The 15,245-nt window shown below is 69.7% G+C and carries 17 protein-coding genes and 1 pseudogene; 4 read left to right on the forward strand and 14 right to left on the reverse strand.

Annotated features, from left to right (window positions below):
- Positions 1-5: 5 nt before the first annotated feature.
- From AB0M27_RS16490 to AB0M27_RS16500, 3 genes are all read right to left on the reverse strand, one after another.
- Positions 6-404, reverse strand: coding sequence for an LppP/LprE family lipoprotein (locus AB0M27_RS16490; protein WP_365722206.1), 399 nt, complete (start codon positions 402-404; stop codon positions 6-8).
- A gap of 471 nt (positions 405-875) precedes the next feature.
- Positions 876-2,345: an FAD-dependent monooxygenase gene (locus AB0M27_RS16495; protein ID WP_365722208.1), complete on the reverse strand. Its 1,470-nt coding sequence runs from the start codon at positions 2,343-2,345 to the stop codon at positions 876-878.
- A gap of 272 nt (positions 2,346-2,617) precedes the next feature.
- Positions 2,618-2,890, reverse strand: a complete 273-nt coding sequence (locus tag AB0M27_RS16500; RefSeq protein ID WP_365722210.1) for a hypothetical protein — start codon at positions 2,888-2,890, stop codon at positions 2,618-2,620.
- A 262-nt stretch (positions 2,891-3,152) separates the two neighbouring features.
- Here AB0M27_RS16500 and AB0M27_RS16505 point away from each other — a divergent pair.
- Positions 3,153-3,426 (forward strand): annotated as a pseudogene (locus AB0M27_RS16505) (hypothetical protein); the annotation flags it as partial.
- A gap of 250 nt (positions 3,427-3,676) precedes the next feature.
- Here the strand turns inward: AB0M27_RS16505 and dapD are convergent.
- The 3 genes from dapD to AB0M27_RS16520 form a co-directional block, all read right to left on the reverse strand.
- Positions 3,677-4,663, reverse strand: a complete 987-nt coding sequence (gene dapD, locus AB0M27_RS16510) for a 2,3,4,5-tetrahydropyridine-2,6-dicarboxylate N-succinyltransferase (protein ID WP_365722212.1) — start codon at positions 4,661-4,663, stop codon at positions 3,677-3,679.
- Positions 4,664-4,727: 64 nt separating this feature from the next.
- Positions 4,728-5,261 (reverse strand): TetR family transcriptional regulator, encoded by a 534-nt coding sequence (locus tag AB0M27_RS16515; RefSeq protein WP_365722214.1) that lies wholly within the window; start codon positions 5,259-5,261, stop codon positions 4,728-4,730.
- Entirely contained in the window at positions 5,261-5,584 is a 324-nt protein-coding gene (locus AB0M27_RS16520; protein WP_365722216.1) for a multidrug efflux SMR transporter, read from the reverse strand. The genes AB0M27_RS16515 and AB0M27_RS16520 overlap by 1 nt, the downstream gene beginning before the upstream one ends.
- 392 nt (positions 5,585-5,976) lie before the next feature.
- Here AB0M27_RS16520 and AB0M27_RS16525 point away from each other — a divergent pair, with 392 nt between their 5' ends.
- Complete coding sequence (locus tag AB0M27_RS16525) at positions 5,977-6,498, forward strand: AbfB domain-containing protein (protein ID WP_365722218.1); 522 nt, start codon at positions 5,977-5,979, stop codon at positions 6,496-6,498.
- A 59-nt stretch (positions 6,499-6,557) separates the two neighbouring features.
- Here AB0M27_RS16525 and AB0M27_RS16530 read toward each other — a convergent pair whose 3' ends face one another.
- The 8 genes from AB0M27_RS16530 to AB0M27_RS16565 all read right to left on the reverse strand — a co-directional run bounded on the left by AB0M27_RS16530 (position 6,558) and on the right by AB0M27_RS16565 (position 13,133).
- Positions 6,558-6,890 (reverse strand): metal-sulfur cluster assembly factor, encoded by a 333-nt coding sequence (locus tag AB0M27_RS16530; RefSeq protein WP_103812962.1) that lies wholly within the window; start codon positions 6,888-6,890, stop codon positions 6,558-6,560.
- The gene (gene sufU, locus AB0M27_RS16535; protein WP_365722220.1) at positions 6,887-7,354 is read right to left on the reverse strand and encodes a Fe-S cluster assembly sulfur transfer protein SufU; all 468 of its coding nucleotides are present in this window, start codon (positions 7,352-7,354) and stop codon (positions 6,887-6,889) included. The genes AB0M27_RS16530 and sufU overlap by 4 nt, the downstream gene beginning before the upstream one ends.
- A gap of 18 nt (positions 7,355-7,372) precedes the next feature.
- Positions 7,373-8,629 carry a cysteine desulfurase gene (locus tag AB0M27_RS16540; RefSeq protein WP_365722222.1) on the reverse strand — a complete coding sequence of 419 codons (1,257 nt, stop codon included), beginning with the start codon at positions 8,627-8,629 and terminating at the stop codon, positions 7,373-7,375.
- On the reverse strand, positions 8,626-9,390 hold the full coding sequence (gene sufC, locus AB0M27_RS16545) for a Fe-S cluster assembly ATPase SufC (protein WP_365722224.1): 765 nt from the start codon (positions 9,388-9,390) through the stop codon (positions 8,626-8,628). The genes AB0M27_RS16540 and sufC overlap by 4 nt, the downstream gene beginning before the upstream one ends.
- 7 nt (positions 9,391-9,397) lie before the next feature.
- Entirely contained in the window at positions 9,398-9,715 is a 318-nt protein-coding gene (locus tag AB0M27_RS16550; protein WP_228624096.1) for a non-heme iron oxygenase ferredoxin subunit, read from the reverse strand.
- Positions 9,712-10,896 carry a Fe-S cluster assembly protein SufD gene (sufD, locus tag AB0M27_RS16555; protein ID WP_365722226.1) on the reverse strand — a complete coding sequence of 395 codons (1,185 nt, stop codon included), beginning with the start codon at positions 10,894-10,896 and terminating at the stop codon, positions 9,712-9,714. The genes AB0M27_RS16550 and sufD overlap by 4 nt, the downstream gene beginning before the upstream one ends.
- Positions 10,897-10,980: 84 nt before the next feature.
- Positions 10,981-12,402: a Fe-S cluster assembly protein SufB gene (gene sufB, locus AB0M27_RS16560; protein ID WP_365722228.1), complete on the reverse strand. Its 1,422-nt coding sequence runs from the start codon at positions 12,400-12,402 to the stop codon at positions 10,981-10,983.
- Positions 12,399-13,133, reverse strand: a complete 735-nt coding sequence (locus AB0M27_RS16565; RefSeq protein WP_365722230.1) for an ArsR family transcriptional regulator — start codon at positions 13,131-13,133, stop codon at positions 12,399-12,401. Before AB0M27_RS16565 ends, sufB begins: the two co-directional genes overlap by 4 nt.
- A gap of 184 nt (positions 13,134-13,317) precedes the next feature.
- Between AB0M27_RS16565 and AB0M27_RS16570 the strand changes: the two genes are divergently transcribed.
- Together AB0M27_RS16570 and AB0M27_RS16575 are read left to right on the forward strand one after the other, a co-directional pair.
- Positions 13,318-14,112, forward strand: coding sequence for an AAC(3) family N-acetyltransferase (locus tag AB0M27_RS16570; protein ID WP_365722232.1), 795 nt, complete (start codon positions 13,318-13,320; stop codon positions 14,110-14,112).
- Between the two features lie 82 nt (positions 14,113-14,194).
- Positions 14,195-15,172: an ABC transporter ATP-binding protein gene (locus AB0M27_RS16575; protein ID WP_365722234.1), complete on the forward strand. Its 978-nt coding sequence runs from the start codon at positions 14,195-14,197 to the stop codon at positions 15,170-15,172.
- The last annotated feature ends 73 nt before the right edge of the window (positions 15,173-15,245 follow it).

Raw genomic sequence — 15,245 nt, forward strand, 5'->3', positions numbered from 1 at the left:
CGGGTTCAGGTACCCTCCAGTCTCACCGCCGCTTCCTCTCCGCGTTTTGGTGGCATCCCTGAGGGGGTGAAGCCGTGCCCATTCCACCGGTATTCGATCGTGACCGCGGGCAGGGAGGGACAGCACAATCCATCATCGGGCCCGTAATGGGCGTAGGTGACTCGGATGGTACCCGGTTTTCCGGGAGTGATGGCTTGAATGGCCAGGCTTTCGCCGCTGCTGTCCCAGCCGACAAACGTCGTGCCGTGCCAGAAAAAGACCAGTTGCCCGTACCCGTCTACGCTCGGAGAACGGGTGCCGATCACCGCGGTCAGATAACCGCCGGACCCGTCCGCTACCGTGACCGGGGCGCTGGACGGCGCGAAATGTTCCGAGGGCTCGCCTGTCTCGACGGTCGTGGTCATCACCCGCGCGATCGCGCTGGGACTGGGCACGTCGGCCCGGGAGGAGCCGGGCAGCGCCTCGATCGTCGCAACGCTCAGACCGGGCCGGGACCCTACGGAGGGGGCAAGCCCCCCGGAGGGGGGCGCGGCTAGTGCCGTTGCGGGGGCCAGGGTCAAGACGACGGCGGTGGCAGCGAGGGCGGTGTACAAGAACCGGGAACGGAGTGCCGGCCTGGGCTGTCTCGGTGGCAAGCCCTGGGCGGGTACGGCCGCCGCGGGCACCGGGTGATGGGTGCATGAGTGAGTGCTCATGGGTTTTTTCTTTCCGGGGGTGCAGGGTTTTCGGCCCGGCGCACGGGTTGGTGAATTTTCGTCGTGCGCCGGGGCGGCCGCATCGCGAGGGATGAGGAAAGGCACTGCGGTGGGGTTCGTGCCCTTCGGGGTTTTGCATCGAGTCGGCCCGGCCGAAAATTCATCAGGAGGAATGAGGAATTACGGCTCGACAAGTTCGGTGGTCCAGGTTGCCGGGGCTGCCCTGTCCGGTGCCGTCACTGCTGGTGCCCCGCCGGGTGCCGCCAGGGCCGCCGTGGTCGTGGCCCTCCTGGTGGCGCTGCCCGTGCCGAGGGCCGTCTCCCCGCGCCGCAGCGCCAGATACTTCCGCAGGCCCCTGTTGGCTTCCCGTCGTACCCGGCGCAGCACCGGGACCTGGGTGGCCCTGTGCAGCTGGTAGTGCCACGGCGCCTGGGCGCCCTGCCGTACCGACATCGCGTAGGCGAAGTCCACCAGATCCTGCTCAAGGTAATGGCCGAGATGCTCGAACCAGGCCATGCTCGTGCGGGCCGCGGCCTGCACGGGATGGAGCGCGGCCCGGCGGCGCTTGTCGTAGGCCTGCAAAGCGGCAGGCAGCTCTGCCTCCGTATAGAGGCTGTGCGCGAGCTCGATCGCATCCAGCAGCGCCAGCCGGGTGCCCGAGCCCAGGGTGTAGTGGGTGGTGTGGGCGGCATCCCCCAGCAGCACCACGTTGTCGTGGCACCAGGTGGCGTTGCGTACCTCGGTGAAGTGCTGCCAGCGTGCCGGTTCCCCCCGGGACTGGCCAAGCAGCGCGTGGCCGTCCAGAGCGGAGGCGAAGATCTGTTCCAACAACCGCACACCGTCGGCGGTGTCGAGCGTATCGAGCCCCAGCCCCCGCCAGGTCTCTGGGGCGCACTCGACGACGCAGGTGCTGATTCCCGCGCTCGAGGGGTAGGCGTAGAACCAGATCCACCCGGCCGGGGTCGGTTCGAAGGCGAAGGTGAAGCGGGGGAACACCTTGTCGGTGCCCAGCCATATGTAGGGGTTGCGGCCGACTTTCAGGCGGGTGCCGAAGTGGTCGCCGTGCAACTGGCGCACCCGGCTGTTGGCCCCGTCGCAGGCGACGATCAAGTCGGCGTCGGCGAGCTCGGCCAGGTCGTCGACCTTGCGGCGGTGCTGGACATCCGCCCCCAGCTCGGTTGCGCGTCGGGTGAGGATGTCGAGCAGGGTGGCGCGGGCGATGCTGTAGCCGTACCGGCCCAGATACGCGGTCTGTTCCCCGCGGCGGACCTCGTGGTCTTGCCACACGGCCGAGGCCGCACGCACCGCCTGGGCGCTGTCGGGGTCGTTGCGGTAGAGGTGGTCGAGCAGGTCGTCCCCATACCCCACGCCCCAGCCGTAGGTGGCCCCCGGCGGGTCGCGTTCGATGACGGTGATGTCATGGCCGGCATCGCGGCGCTTGGCCGAGATCGCGAAGTACAACGCGCCCGGTCCACCGCCGACGCACACGATCTTCATGGCGTGTCCCGTTCTGGCCGCACGGCCGGGCGGCCGCATCGCGGCTGCGGCACCCTGGTGCGCGGTCGGTGTCGGATCGGGGCCGCCCAGCGGCGGAAGGGCGGCCCCGGCCGGCGTCCCCTGCCGGTCGGGTCCTTGGAGTAGTGGTCGCATGGGTTCCTCTTCCCTGGGTTGAGTCTCCGGGTTGACTCGGTGGGCTGGGTCTTGGTGCCTGTGGGTCGGTGCGCACCCGAGGCCACAGAAGGGGGCTGGGCCTGTGCCCGGCACCGGGCGCGCGGGTGCGGTGCTCTCACACCTGAGATGTGTCTGCCGCACCCGCGCCCGGGCCTTGGCGATCTGACCGGGGGCTCCTCGTGGCTGGTCAGGCGCCGCCTCGGGGTGCCACGGGGGTCAGGGCAGCGTCGGCGCCGCCTGCCCCGGGTCGGCTACCCCCAGCTGTCCCAGCTGTCCCAGCCCCAGCCACCCCAGCCTCCGTGGTGGCACCAGCCCCAGCCTCCGTCGTGACCCCAGCCACCCCAGCCTCCGTGGTGACCCCAGCTGTCGTCGCCCCAGCCGCCCCAGCTGCTGACGCTTGCCACGGTGGGGGCGTGCGTCGTGGCGGTTGCGGCCTGGGCGGCAGCGCCGCCGCCCAGGAGTGCCCCTGCGGCGGTTACGGTGATGGCCGCGACCTTGGCGATCCTCTTACTCGTTCGAAACACGACTGTCCTTCTTTCGGTGGATGAGCCTCACTCCGGATCGGTGAGGTCGTCTTTCGAGTAAGCCCGAACGGGTCATGCGTCGTCACGCCACTGGATGTCGTGACTTGACACCCGCAAATGATCTTGATATAGGTCGCGTCCCGCCCAGGCCAGCCCGGTGCCCAGCCCCGTGACAGCCCTGCCGGCCCTGGGACGGGCCCCTTGAGGCGCCGGCCCCGTAGACCAGCCGGACGGTCACCGCGCCCCCGCCCTCCGCACCGGCCCCGGAGTCTTCGCGGTCTACCTGTACGCGGCCAGACCGAAGCTCGTGAAGCGGATCATGAACCTGGTGCTCGCGGGCGTGGCCCTGGCGATCTCCAGCTTCTGGTGGACGGCGGCCGCGTCCACTGGTGCGCGCCTCGGAACGGCCGTACATCGGCGGCTCCACGGACGGCATCGCCTAAGACCTAATCATGGGCTACAACGGCCTCGGCCGGGTCTTCGGCCGCAAGGGCAACGACGGAGGCGGCGGTGGCGGAGGCGGCGGCTTCACCGGCGGCCAGCAGGGCAACGGCAAGACGGGCGGTACGCCCCCGAACGGCACCGGCGACAACGGCCGTACCGGCGGCACGGCGGCCGGGCTCGGACCGAACTCCTCATGCGGTGCTCACGCACGAGCGCCCTCCCAGGCCGTCCTTGGGCCGTGGAAGGGCGCTCAACGATGACCAACGCCGACAACTGCCGACAGCTAACCAGCAGGTCAGGACGTTGATCGGTAAGGCGGCCGCAGGTCACGGCCGCCGGTGATCAGTTGTGGCTGTGCAGGATGTCGTTCAGGCCGCCCCAGACCGCGTTGTTCGGGCGGGCCTCGACCACACCGGTGACCGAGTTACGGCGGAAGAGGATGTTGGAGGCGCCGTTCAGCTCGCGGGCCTTGACGATCTGGCCGTCGGGCATGGTGATCCGGGTGCCCGCGGTGATGTAGAGGCCGGCCTCGACCACGCACTCGTCGCCGAGCGCGATGCCGACGCCCGCCTCGGCGCCGACCAGGCAGCGCTCACCGATGGAGATGATCACGTTGCCGCCGCCGGACAGGGTGCCCATGGTGGAGGCGCCGCCGCCGATGTCGGAGCCGTTGCCGACCACGACGCCCGCGGAGATGCGGCCCTCGACCATGGAGGTGCCGAGCGTGCCGGCGTTGAAGTTGACGAAGCCCTCGTGCATGACCGTGGTGCCCTCGGCGAGGTGCGCGCCGAGGCGTACCCGGTCGGCGTCGGCGATGCGGACGCCCTTGGGGACGACGTAGTCGGTCATCCGCGGGAACTTGTCGATCGAGGTGACCTGCAGGTGCAGGCCCTCGGCGCGGGCGTTGAGCCGCACCTTCTCGATGTCGTTGACGGCGACCGGGCCGAGCGAGGTCCAGGCGACGTTGGCGAGGTGGCCGAAGATGCCGTCCAGGCTCTGGCCGTGCGGCTTGACCAAGCGGTGCGAGAGCAGGTGCAGACGCAGGTAGGCGTCGTGGGCGTCGATCGGCTTCTCGTCCAGCGAGGCGATGACCGTGCGGACCGCGACCACCTCGACGCCCCGTCGGGCGTCCGGGCCGATCGCCGCGGTCGCGCCGCCGCCCAGCAGCTCCGCCGCCTGCTCGGCGGTGAGCCGCTCGGTGCCGGCCGGACCCGGCTCCTCGACCAGCTCGGGGGCCGGGAACCAGGTGTCGAGAACGGTGCCGTCGGAGGCGAGGGTGGCGAGGCCGGCGGCGACGGCGCCGGTGGCGCGGGAAGCAGAGTCGGTCATGCAGGCAAACCTAACGTGGGCGGGGTGGTCAGGGCGAACCGCGTCTCACGTGCCGGGCGCCCCTTCAGGGGATCAGCCGAGCGAGGGCGCCGCGGGCGTACTCCTCGTCGTAGGAACCGCCCGTCAGCAGCACCTGGAGACAGATCCCGTCCAGCAGCGCGAGCAGGGCGCGGGCCGTGACCGGGTCCGTGCGGCGGACCAGCAGGGCCGCCGCGGCCTCGGTCCACTCGGCGGCGACGGGGCGCAGGGCGGGCCGGCGCAGGGCCGCCAGGTACAGCTCGTACTCCAGCTCCACACCCGTACGGTCGCCGCCCAGCCACACGCCGAGCGCGCCGGCGAGTTCGGCGGCGAGATCGCCCTCACCGTCCTCCGGCAGCCGCTCGGCCAGCACCCGGCCGAAGTTCTCGTTCGACTGCCGCAGCGCGGCCACCATCAGCTCTTCGAGGGTGGCGAAGTGGTACGTCGTGGAACCGAGCGGTACGTCCGCCTCGGCGGCGACCGAGCGGTGGCTGAGGCCGGCGATGCCGTCGCGGCCGACCACGCGGATCGCCGCGTCGATGAGGCGCCGGCGCCGGTCGGGGTCGTAGCGGCGGGGCATCAGTGGCTCGCTCCCCCAAGGTTCAGCACGACCACTCCCCCGATGATCAGCAGGATCCCGCCGACCTTGGCGACGCTCAGCCCCTCCCCGAACAGCAGCAGACCGAGGAGGGCGATGGTCGCGGTGCCCACGCCGGACCAGATCGCGTACGCCGTGCCGATCTGGACGGTCTTCAGCGTCTGGGCGAGCAGCGCGAAGGAGACGAGGTAGCCCAGGGCCGTCACGAGCGAGGGCCACAGCCGGCTGAACCCCTCGCTGTACTTCATCGCCGTCGTCGCGGCGACCTCGGCGGCGATGGCGCCGGCGAGCGTCAGATATCCCATGTGTACGAGCGTACACAACGAATGCGTACGGTCGTACACATCCCCGTGAACGACGAGAAAGTTTCACTTTCATAGAAACGCTCGCTACAGACCCTCCGGCCACTGATCTGCGGGCCCGTGCCCGACCACACCCCCCCATCCCTGGGAGACCGGCCGGACGGCAGACATCTCCCGTTCCCCGGCACCCGAAGACTCTGGCTGGCCGGCGCGCTGGCGCTCGCGGTCGTCATCGCCTGCGCCACGGCATTGGTCATGAACGGCGGGCCCGCGCACATCACGGCCACCCCACAGGCGACCGGCGCACCCCCGGACAACGGCCCCGGTCTGCTCTCCTTCGCCTCCCGTCGGCGCGTAAGACCGCTCCCCCGAAGGGCAGGCGCGGCACGACTCCGGTGACACCGCAGGCGGCCTCCTCCCCCTCCGCCGAACCGAGGTCCACGCCCTCCAAGCCACCGGCGCCTCAAGGAAGTTCATCCAGCTCACCCGAGCCCACCGCGAAGGGCACCTCCGTCCGCTCCGTCAACTACCCGGACCGCTACTGGCACATCAGCGGCGACTACGTGCGGCTCGACCCGGTCACCTCGCCCGCCGATCGCCGGGCCGCGACCTTCACGGTGGTCAAGAGCCTTGCGGAGAGCCGCTGTTACTCCTTCGCCACGGCAGACGGCGGCTACCTCCGCCACCAGAACTTCCTCCTCCGCGCCGAACACGACGACGGCGCACCCCTGTTCCGCCAGGACGTCACCTTCTGCCCCCGCCGGTCGTCCTTCGGCGGGGCGGTCATGCTGGAGTCGGTCAACTACCCCGGGCGCTTCCTGCGCCACCAGAACCTCCGGCTGAGGCTGGACCCGTACCAGAACACCGACCTCTACCGCGCTGACTCCGCGTTCCTGCTGGTGGACGGGCTCGGCTGAGCAGACGAAAGCGGCGGCACCCGTGAGAGGCGCCGCCGCTTTCGCGCGTACGGAAGCTGTCAGACGTTGAACCCGAGCGCCCGAAGCTGCTCGCGGCCGTCGTCCGTGATCTTGTCGGGGCCCCACGGGGGCATCCAGACCCAGTTGATGCGGAGTTCGTTGACGAGGCCGTCCGTGGCGGACTTGGCCTGGTCCTCGATGACGTCCGTCAGCGGGCAGGCAGCCGAGGTCAGGGTCATGTCGACCGTGGCCACGTTGGAGTCGTCGATGTGGATGCCGTAGATCAGGCCGAGGTTGACGACGTCGATGCCCAGCTCGGGGTCGACCACGTCCATCAGGGCCTCGCGGAGTTCCTCCTCCGAGACCGGCTTCATCTCTGCGGTGTCGGTCATGCCGTCTTCCTTTCGGCGTCCGCGCCACCCAGCGCCTGGGCCGTCGCGTCCTTCCACGCCATCCAGCTCAGGAGGGCGCACTTGACCCGCGCGGGGTACTTGGAGACACCGGCGAACGCGACCGCGTCCTCCAGGACGACCTCCATCGCGTCGTCCGGCTCGATCCTGCCCTTGGACTGCATCAGCTCCAGGAAGGTCTCCTGGATCTTCTGCGCCTCGGTCAGGTCCTTGCCGACCAGCAGTTCGTTGAGGACCGACGCGCTCGCCTGGCTGATCGAGCAGCCCTGGCCCTCGTACGAGACATCCGCGATCTTCGTGCCGTCGTACTTCACGCGGAGGGTGATCTCGTCGCCGCACGTCGGGTTCACATGGTGCACCTCGGCGTCGCCATCCCGCAGACCACGCCCGTGAGGGTTCTTGTAGTGGTCCAGGATGACTTCCTGGTACATCGAGTCCAGCTTCACGGTTTCAGCTCACGCCTCTCAGCCGAAGAAGTTCCGTACGTGCTCCAGCCCCTCGACCAGTGCGTCGATCTCGGCCGGCGTGGAGTACAGATAGAACGACGCTCGCGTGGTCGCAGGAATTCCGTAGCGCAGGCAGACGGGCCGCGCACAGTGGTGGCCGACGCGGACCGCGATGCCCTGCTCGTCGAGGACCTGGCCCACGTCGTGCGGGTGAATGTCACCGAGCGTGAAGGAGATCGCGGCGCCCCGGTCCTCGGCCGTGGTCGGGCCGATGATCTTCAGGTCCGGGACCTTCTGCAGACGCTGGACCGCGTACTCGGTCAGCGCGTGCTCATGGGCGAGGATCTTCTCCATGCCGATCGACTGGAGGTAGTCGATCGCGGCGCCGAGACCGACCGCCTGAGCAATCGGGGGCGTGCCCGCCTCGAACTTGTGCGGCGCCGGGGCGTAGGTGGACGAGTGCATCGAGACCGTCTCGATCATCTCGCCACCGCCCAGGAAGGGGGGAAGGTCCTCCAGCAGCTCCTGGCGGCCCCACAGGACGCCGATGCCCGTCGGGCCGCACATCTTGTGGCCGGTGAAGGCCACGAAGTCGGCCTGCAGGGCCTGCACGTCCAGCGGCATGTGCGGGGCGGCCTGGGAGGCGTCGATGCAGACCAGCGCGCCGACCTCCTGGGCGCGGCGCACTATCGCCTCGACCGGGTTGACGGTGCCCAGGATGTTCGACACCAGCACGAAGGAGACGATCTTCGTCTTCTCCGTGATGATCTCGTCGATGTTGGACAGGTCCAGCCGGCCGTCGTCGGTGAGGCCGAACCACTTCAGCTTCGCGCCCGTGCGCTGCGCCAGCAGCTGCCACGGCACGATGTTGGAGTGGTGCTCCATCTCCGTGATGACGATCTCGGTCTCGTGGTCCACCCGGTAGGGCTCCTCGGCCCAGCCCAGCATGTTCGCCACGAGGTTCAGCGACTCGGAGGCGTTCTTGGTGAAGATCACCTCGTCGCGGCTCGGCGCGTTGATGAACGCGGCGACCTTGTCGCGCGCGCCCTCGTACAGCGCCGTGGCCTCCTCGGCGAGCACATGCACACCGCGGTGGACGTTGGCGTTGTAGCGCTCGTAGTACTCGCTCAGGGCGTCCAGCACCTGGCGCGGCTTCTGCGAGGTCGCCGCGTTGTCCAGGTATACGAGCTTCTTGCCGTCGTGGACCTGACGGTCCAGGACGGGGAAGTCCTTGCGGATCGCCTCGGTGTCGAGGAGGCCCGGCAGCTGTGTCACGCGGATACGCCACCCTTCGTGTACGCCTCGTAGCCCTCGTCCTCCAGCTTGTCGGCGAGCTCGGCACCGCCGGACTCGACGATCCGGCCGCCGGAGAAGACGTGGACGAAGTCGGGCTTGATGTAGCGCAGAATGCGCGTGTAGTGCGTGATCAGCAGGGTGCCGACCTCGCCGGTCCCGCGGACGCGGTTGACGCCCTCGGAGACGATGCGGAGCGCGTCGACGTCCAGACCGGAGTCCGTCTCGTCCAGGATCGCGACCTTCGGCTTGATCAGCTCCAGCTGAAGGATCTCGTGGCGCTTCTTCTCACCGCCGGAGAAGCCCTCGTTGACGTTGCGCTCGGCGAAGGACGGGTCCATGTTGAGGCGCTCCATGGCCTCCTTGACCTCCTTCACCCAGGTGCGCAGCTTGGGGGCCTCGCCGCGGACGGCGGTGGCGGAGGTGCGCAGGAAGTTGGAGACCGAGACGCCGGGGACCTCGACCGGGTACTGCATCGCCAGGAACAGGCCCGCGCGGGCGCGCTCGTCGACGGACATCTCCAGGACGTCCTCGCCGTCGAGGGTGACGGTGCCGCTGGTGATCGTGTACTTCGGGTGACCCGCGAGCGAGTAGGCGAGGGTCGACTTGCCGGAGCCGTTGGGGCCCATGATGGCGTGCGTCTCGCCCTGCCTCACGGTGAGGTCGACGCCCTTGAGGATCTCCTTCGTGGCGTTGTCGGCCTCGACGGTGACGTGCAGGTCTCGGATTTCAAGCGTTGCCATGGGTGCCTCAGGACTCCTGGGTGAGGGAGACGAGAACGTCGTCCCCTTCGATCTTTACGGGGTATACGGGGACGGGGCGCGTGGCCGGGAGGCCGGACGGCTTGCCGGTGCGCAGGTCGAAGGCGGAGCCGTGCAGCCAGCACTCGATCTGGCAGTCCTCCACCTCGCCCTCGGAGAGCGAGACGTTCGCGTGGGAGCAGATGTCGTAGATCGCGAACACCTCCCCCTCGGTCTTGACGACCGAGACCGGCGTGCTGTCGATCTCCACCCGCTTCGGGGTGTCCTCCTCCAGCTCGCTCAGCCCGCAGACGCGTACGAAGGTCATGCGACCGAAGCCTCCAGCTCCTCCTCGATCTTGGCGAGCAGGCGCTCCTCGATGTCGGCGACACCGATCTGCTGGACCAGCTCGGCGAAGAAGCCGCGGACCACCAGGCGCCGGGCCTCGTGCTCCGGGATGCCGCGGGCCATCAGGTAGAAGAGCTGCTCGTCGTCGAAGCGGCCGGTCGCGGAGGCGTGGCCGGCGCCGACGATCTCGCCGGTCTCGATCTCCAGGTTCGGCACCGAGTCGACGCGTGCGCCGTCCGTGAGGACCAGGTTGCGGTTCATCTCGTAGGTATCCGTGCCCTCGGCCTTGGCCTCGATGAGCACGTCGCCGATCCAGACCGCGTGCGCGTCGTCGCCCTGGAGCGCGCCCTTGTAGACGACGTTGGACTTGCAGTGCGGGGTGTTGTGGGTGACCAGCAGGCGGTGCTCCTGGTGCTGCCCGGCGTCGGTGAAGTACAGGCCGAACAGCTCGGCCTCGCCGCCGGGGCCGGCGTACGTCACGCGCGGGTGCAGGCGGACGACGTCGCCGCCGAAGGTCACGACCACGGACTTGAAGGAGGCGTCCCGGCCGACCAGCGCGTTGTGCTGGGCCACGTGCACGGCCTTGTCGTCCCAGTCCTGGACGGAGACGACGGTCAGCTTCGCCCCGTCACCGAGGACGTAGTCGACGTTGGCGGCGAGCACCGCGTCACCGGTGTGGTCGATGACCACGACGGCCTCGGCGAAGGCGCCCAGCTCGATCACCTGGTGGCCGAAGGCGGTGCCGCCCTGGCCGTGCACCGCGATGCGGATCGGCTCGGTGAGAACGGTCTCCTTCGGGACGGTCACGACCGAGGCCTTCTCGAAGGCGGAGTACGCCTGCGCGGCGACCCGGTCCACCGGGGTGCCCGCCTTGCCGAGCCGCGCGTCGTCGCGGCCGACGGCCTCGACGGTGACGCCCTCGGGGGCCTGGACGTCGACCTTCACGCCGTCGCCGTTCGCCACCGCGGTGCCGTCGTGCAGCCCGCGCAGGCGCTCCAGCGGGGTGAACCGCCACTCCTCCTCGCGGCCGTGCGGGACCGGGAAGTCCGCCACGTCGAAGGACGGGGGCGCGCTCATGCGCGAGACGACGGTCGACTCCGCGGCGACCGCGATCGAGCCGGCGGTGGTGGAACCCACCGGGATGTTCTGGGCCTCAGCCATGGCTGTCGTTGTGCTCTCTTTCCTGCGTCAGTTGAGATCCTCGGCCCGCCCACGAGGCGGGCCGCCGCTGCTGGGAGGCCGGCCTTAACCGACCGCGCCCTCCATCTGCAGCTCGATCAGCCGGTTGAGCTCCAGCGCGTACTCCATCGGCAGTTCCTTGGCGATGGGCTCGACGAAACCGCGGACGATCATCGCCATGGCCTCGTCCTCGGACAGGCCGCGGCTCATCAGGTAGAAGAGCTGGTCCTCGGAGACCTTGGAGACGGTGGCCTCGTGGCCCATGGACACGTCGTCCTCGCGGACGTCGACGTACGGGTAGGTGTCCGAGCGGGAGATGGTGTCGACCAGCAGCGCGTCGCACAGCACGTTGGACTTCGACCCGGCGGCGCCCTCGCCGATCTCGATCAGACCGCGGTAGGAGGTACGGCCACCACCGCGCGCGACCGACTTCGACACGATGTTGGACGAGGTGTTCGGCGCCATGTGGACCATCTTGGCGCCGGCGTCCTGGTGCTGGCCCTCGCCCGCGAAGGCGATGGACAGGGTCTCTCCCTTGGCGTGCTCGCCCATCAGGTAGACGGCCGGGTACTTCATCGTCACCTTGGAGCCGATGTTGCCGTCGATCCACTCCATGGTCGCGCCCTCGTAGGCCACGGCGCGCTTGGTGACCAGGTTGTAGACGTTGTTCGACCAGTTCTGGATGGTCGTGTAGCGGCAGCGGGCGTTCTTCTTGACGATGATCTCGACGACCGCGGAGTGCAGCGAGTCCGACTTGTAGATCGGCGCCGTGCAGCCCTCGACGTAGTGCACGTAGGCACCCTCGTCGACGATGATCAGGGTCCGCTCGAACTGGCCCATGTTCTCCGTGTTGATGCGGAAGTAGGCCTGGAGCGGGATCTCGACGTGCACGCCCTTCGGCACGTAGATGAAGGAGCCGCCAGACCACACGGCGGTGTTCAGCGCGGCGAACTTGTTGTCACCGGCCGGGATGACCGTGCCGAAGTACTCCTTGAAGAGCTCCGGGTGCTCCTTCAGCGCGGTGTCGGTGTCGAGGAAGATGACGCCCTGCTCCTCCAGATCCTCGCGGATCTGGTGGTAGACGACCTCCGACTCGTACTGGGCGGCGACACCGGCGACCAGGCGTTGCTTCTCGGCCTCCGGGATACCCAGCTTGTCGTAGGTGTTCTTGATGTCCTCGGGCAGGTCCTCCCAGGACTCCGCCTGCTTCTCCGTGGAGCGCACAAAGTACTTGATGTTGTCGAAGTCGATGCCCGAGAGGTCGGAGCCCCAGTTCGGCATCGGCTTCTTCTCGAAGAGCTTCAGGCCCTTCAGGCGCAGCTTGGTCATCCACTCCGGCTCCGACTTCTTGCCGGAGATGTCGCGGACGACCTCCTCGTTCAGGCCGCGCCTGGCGGAGGCACCGGCCGCGTCGGAGTCGGCCCAGCCGTATTCGTACTTGCCCAGGCCCTCGAGTTCGGGGTGGGCAGTCTCCGTGGGGAGAGTCATGCGGGGTTCCTCCCGGCCGTGCTTGCAGGTGCGTCAGTGGATGTCTCGGGGATGAACGTCGTGCAGACGCCGTCGCCGTGCGCGATGGTCGCCAGTCTCTGGACGTGGGTACCCAGCAGCTCCGCGAAGATCTCCGTCTCCGCCTCGCACAGCTGCGGGAACTGCTCCGCGACATGGGCGACCGGGCAGTGGTGCTGGCACAGCTGCTCGCCGACCGGTGCGCTGCGCGCCGTAGCAGCGTACCCGTCCACGCTCAAGGCCTTGGCCAGCGCTTCCGCGCGCTTGTCGGGCGTCACGGCCTCGATCGCCTTGCGGTACGCGCTCGCCTGGGCGGCGATCCGGGCGCGGGCGAAGGCCGCGACCGCCTCGGGCCCCCCGCCCTGCTCGGCGATCCAGCGGAGCGCGTCCGCGGCGAGCTTGTCGTACGACTGGTCGAAGGCGTCCCGGCCGCAGTCGGTCAGCACGAAGACCTTGGCGGGGCGGCCGCGCGTACGCGTGCCGTACACACGCTGTTCGCGGGCCTCCACGACGTCGTCGGCGACCAGTGCGTCCAGGTGGCGCCGGACGGCCGCCTGGGTCAGTCCCAGCCGGCCGGCGAGTTCGGCGACGGTCGACGGGCCGTGGTCCAGGATGGAGCGCGCGACGCGGTTGCGCGTGGAGCGCTCACCGGTCGCGAGTTCCTCCTGCGGGGCCCCCAGGGGGGTCTCCCGAGCCTCGCCGACGTTTTTCACAACGCCATTGTTGCGTAATTCCTCGGAGCCTGACAAGCGCCGTCCGGATCATCGAGCGGTGCCCTGCGTCACTTAGGCATACCTAATGCGACCTGCGGAAACGATCTTTGATCGATCATTCGGCGCGCTCCTGAGCAGGCAATTCGGTGGCGGCACGCGGGCCCGTCGGGAAGACTCGCGAACCATGCCGACACCCCCTCCGACCGGCCCTCTTGTCACACGGGACACCCTGGCCACACAGTTGCGCCTACTGGGTGTCGAGACCGGCGAGATCCTCCTCGTCCACTCCTCGCTCAGCTCCCTCGGCTGGGTCAACGGAGGCGCCGTCGCGGTCGTCCAGGGACTGCTCGACGCCCTGGGCCCGTCCGGCACCCTGGTCGTCCCGGCCCAGTCGGCCCAGCTGTCCGACCCGGTGCTGTGGGCGAGGCCGCCGGTGCCCCATGAGTGGTGGGACCGGATCCGGGCCACCATGCCGCCGTACGACCCGCTGATCACCCCCTCCCGCGGGGTCGGCGTGATCCCGGAGACCGTGCGGACCTGGCCGGGTGCCCTGCGCAGCACGCACCCGCAGACCTCGTTCGCGGCGCTCGGCCCGCGCGCCCGGGAGATCACCGACGGCCACGCCCCCGACTGCCGGCTGGGCGAGCACAGCCCGCTGGCCCGGCTGGAGAAGCTGGGCGCCCGGGTCCTGCTGCTCGGCGCGGGCTACGACTCCTGCACCAGCTTCCACCTGGCCGAGTACCGGATACCCGCGCCGCTGGTGGCGGTCGGGCGGCCCGCTCCCGGCGGCGGCTGGGAGACGGTGATCGAGGTGTCGATCGACTCCGACCGGTTCGACGAGCTGGGCCACGACTTCGAGCGGGACCGGCCCGTCGTACGCGGCAAGGTCGGCGCGGCGGACGCACGGCTGTTCCCGGTGGCGGACGCGGTGGCCTATGCCGAGCGGTGGCTGCCGCTGCACCGGCCCCGCGAGGAGTAGCCCGGCCCGCGGGAACCCCGTGCGGAGGACTTCCCGCACCCCCGCGCCTGAGCGGTCCGGCCTCTCCCTAGACTCTGGATTCATGCGAAGTGAGCCCGCCCACCCGTCTCCCGACCACCACCCTTCAAGGAGACGCTTCGCGTCGCACCCGCTCATCGAGGTCCAGGCCCTGGTGAAGCGGTACGGCACGAAGACCGCGGTGGACGGCCTCGACCTGGTGGCCGGGGCGGGCGTGACCGCCGTCCTCGGTCCCAACGGGGCGGGGAAGACGACCACGGTCGAGACCTGCGAGGGGTACCGGAAGCCGGATTCCGGCACGGTGCGCGTCCTGGGCCTCGACCCCGTACGACAGTCCGCCGAGCTGCGTCCCCGTATCGGCGTGATGCTCCAGTCCGGCGGCGTGTACTCCGGCGCCCGGGCCGACGAGATGCTCCGGCACGTCGCGAAGCTGCACGCGCACCCGCTGGACGTGGACGCCCTGATCGAGCGGCTGGGTCTGGGCAGCTGCGGGCGGACCTCCTACCGGCGGCTGTCCGGGGGCCAGCAGCAGCGTCTCGCGCTCGCCATGGCCGTCGTCGGGCGCCCGGAGCTGGTGTTCCTGGACGAGCCGACGGCCGGTCTGGACCCGCAGGCCCGCCGGGCCACCTGGGACCTGGTGAAGGACCTGCGCGCCGACGGCGTCTCGGTGATCCTCACCACCCACTACATGAACGAGGCCGAACAACTCGCCGACGACGTGGCGATCATCGACGGCGGCCGGGTCATCGCCCAGGGCTCCCCGGAGGCGCTGTGCAAGGGCGGCGCCGAGAACACCCTGCGCTTCACCGGCCGCCCCGGCCTCGACGTGGGCTCCCTGCTGAAGGCCCTCCCGGCCGACTGCACGGCCGCCGAGCTCACCCCGGGTGCCTACCGGGTCGCCGGCAAGGTCGACCCGCAGCTGCTGGCCACCGTGACCTCCTGGTGCGCCCAGCACGGAGTGATGCCGGACCGGATCTCGGTGGAGCGGCACACGCTGGAGGACGTCTTTCTGGAGCTCACGGGCAAGGAGTTGCGCTCATGATTCCGGCTCACACGGAGATCGGCCGGGGGTCCGGCCCGCGGCGGAGCCGCAGTCAGATTCAGCGGCTCCCGGG

It is taken from the genome of Streptomyces sp. NPDC052107, assembly GCF_040680215.1.
GTDB lineage: Bacteria > Actinomycetota > Actinomycetes > Streptomycetales > Streptomycetaceae > Streptomyces.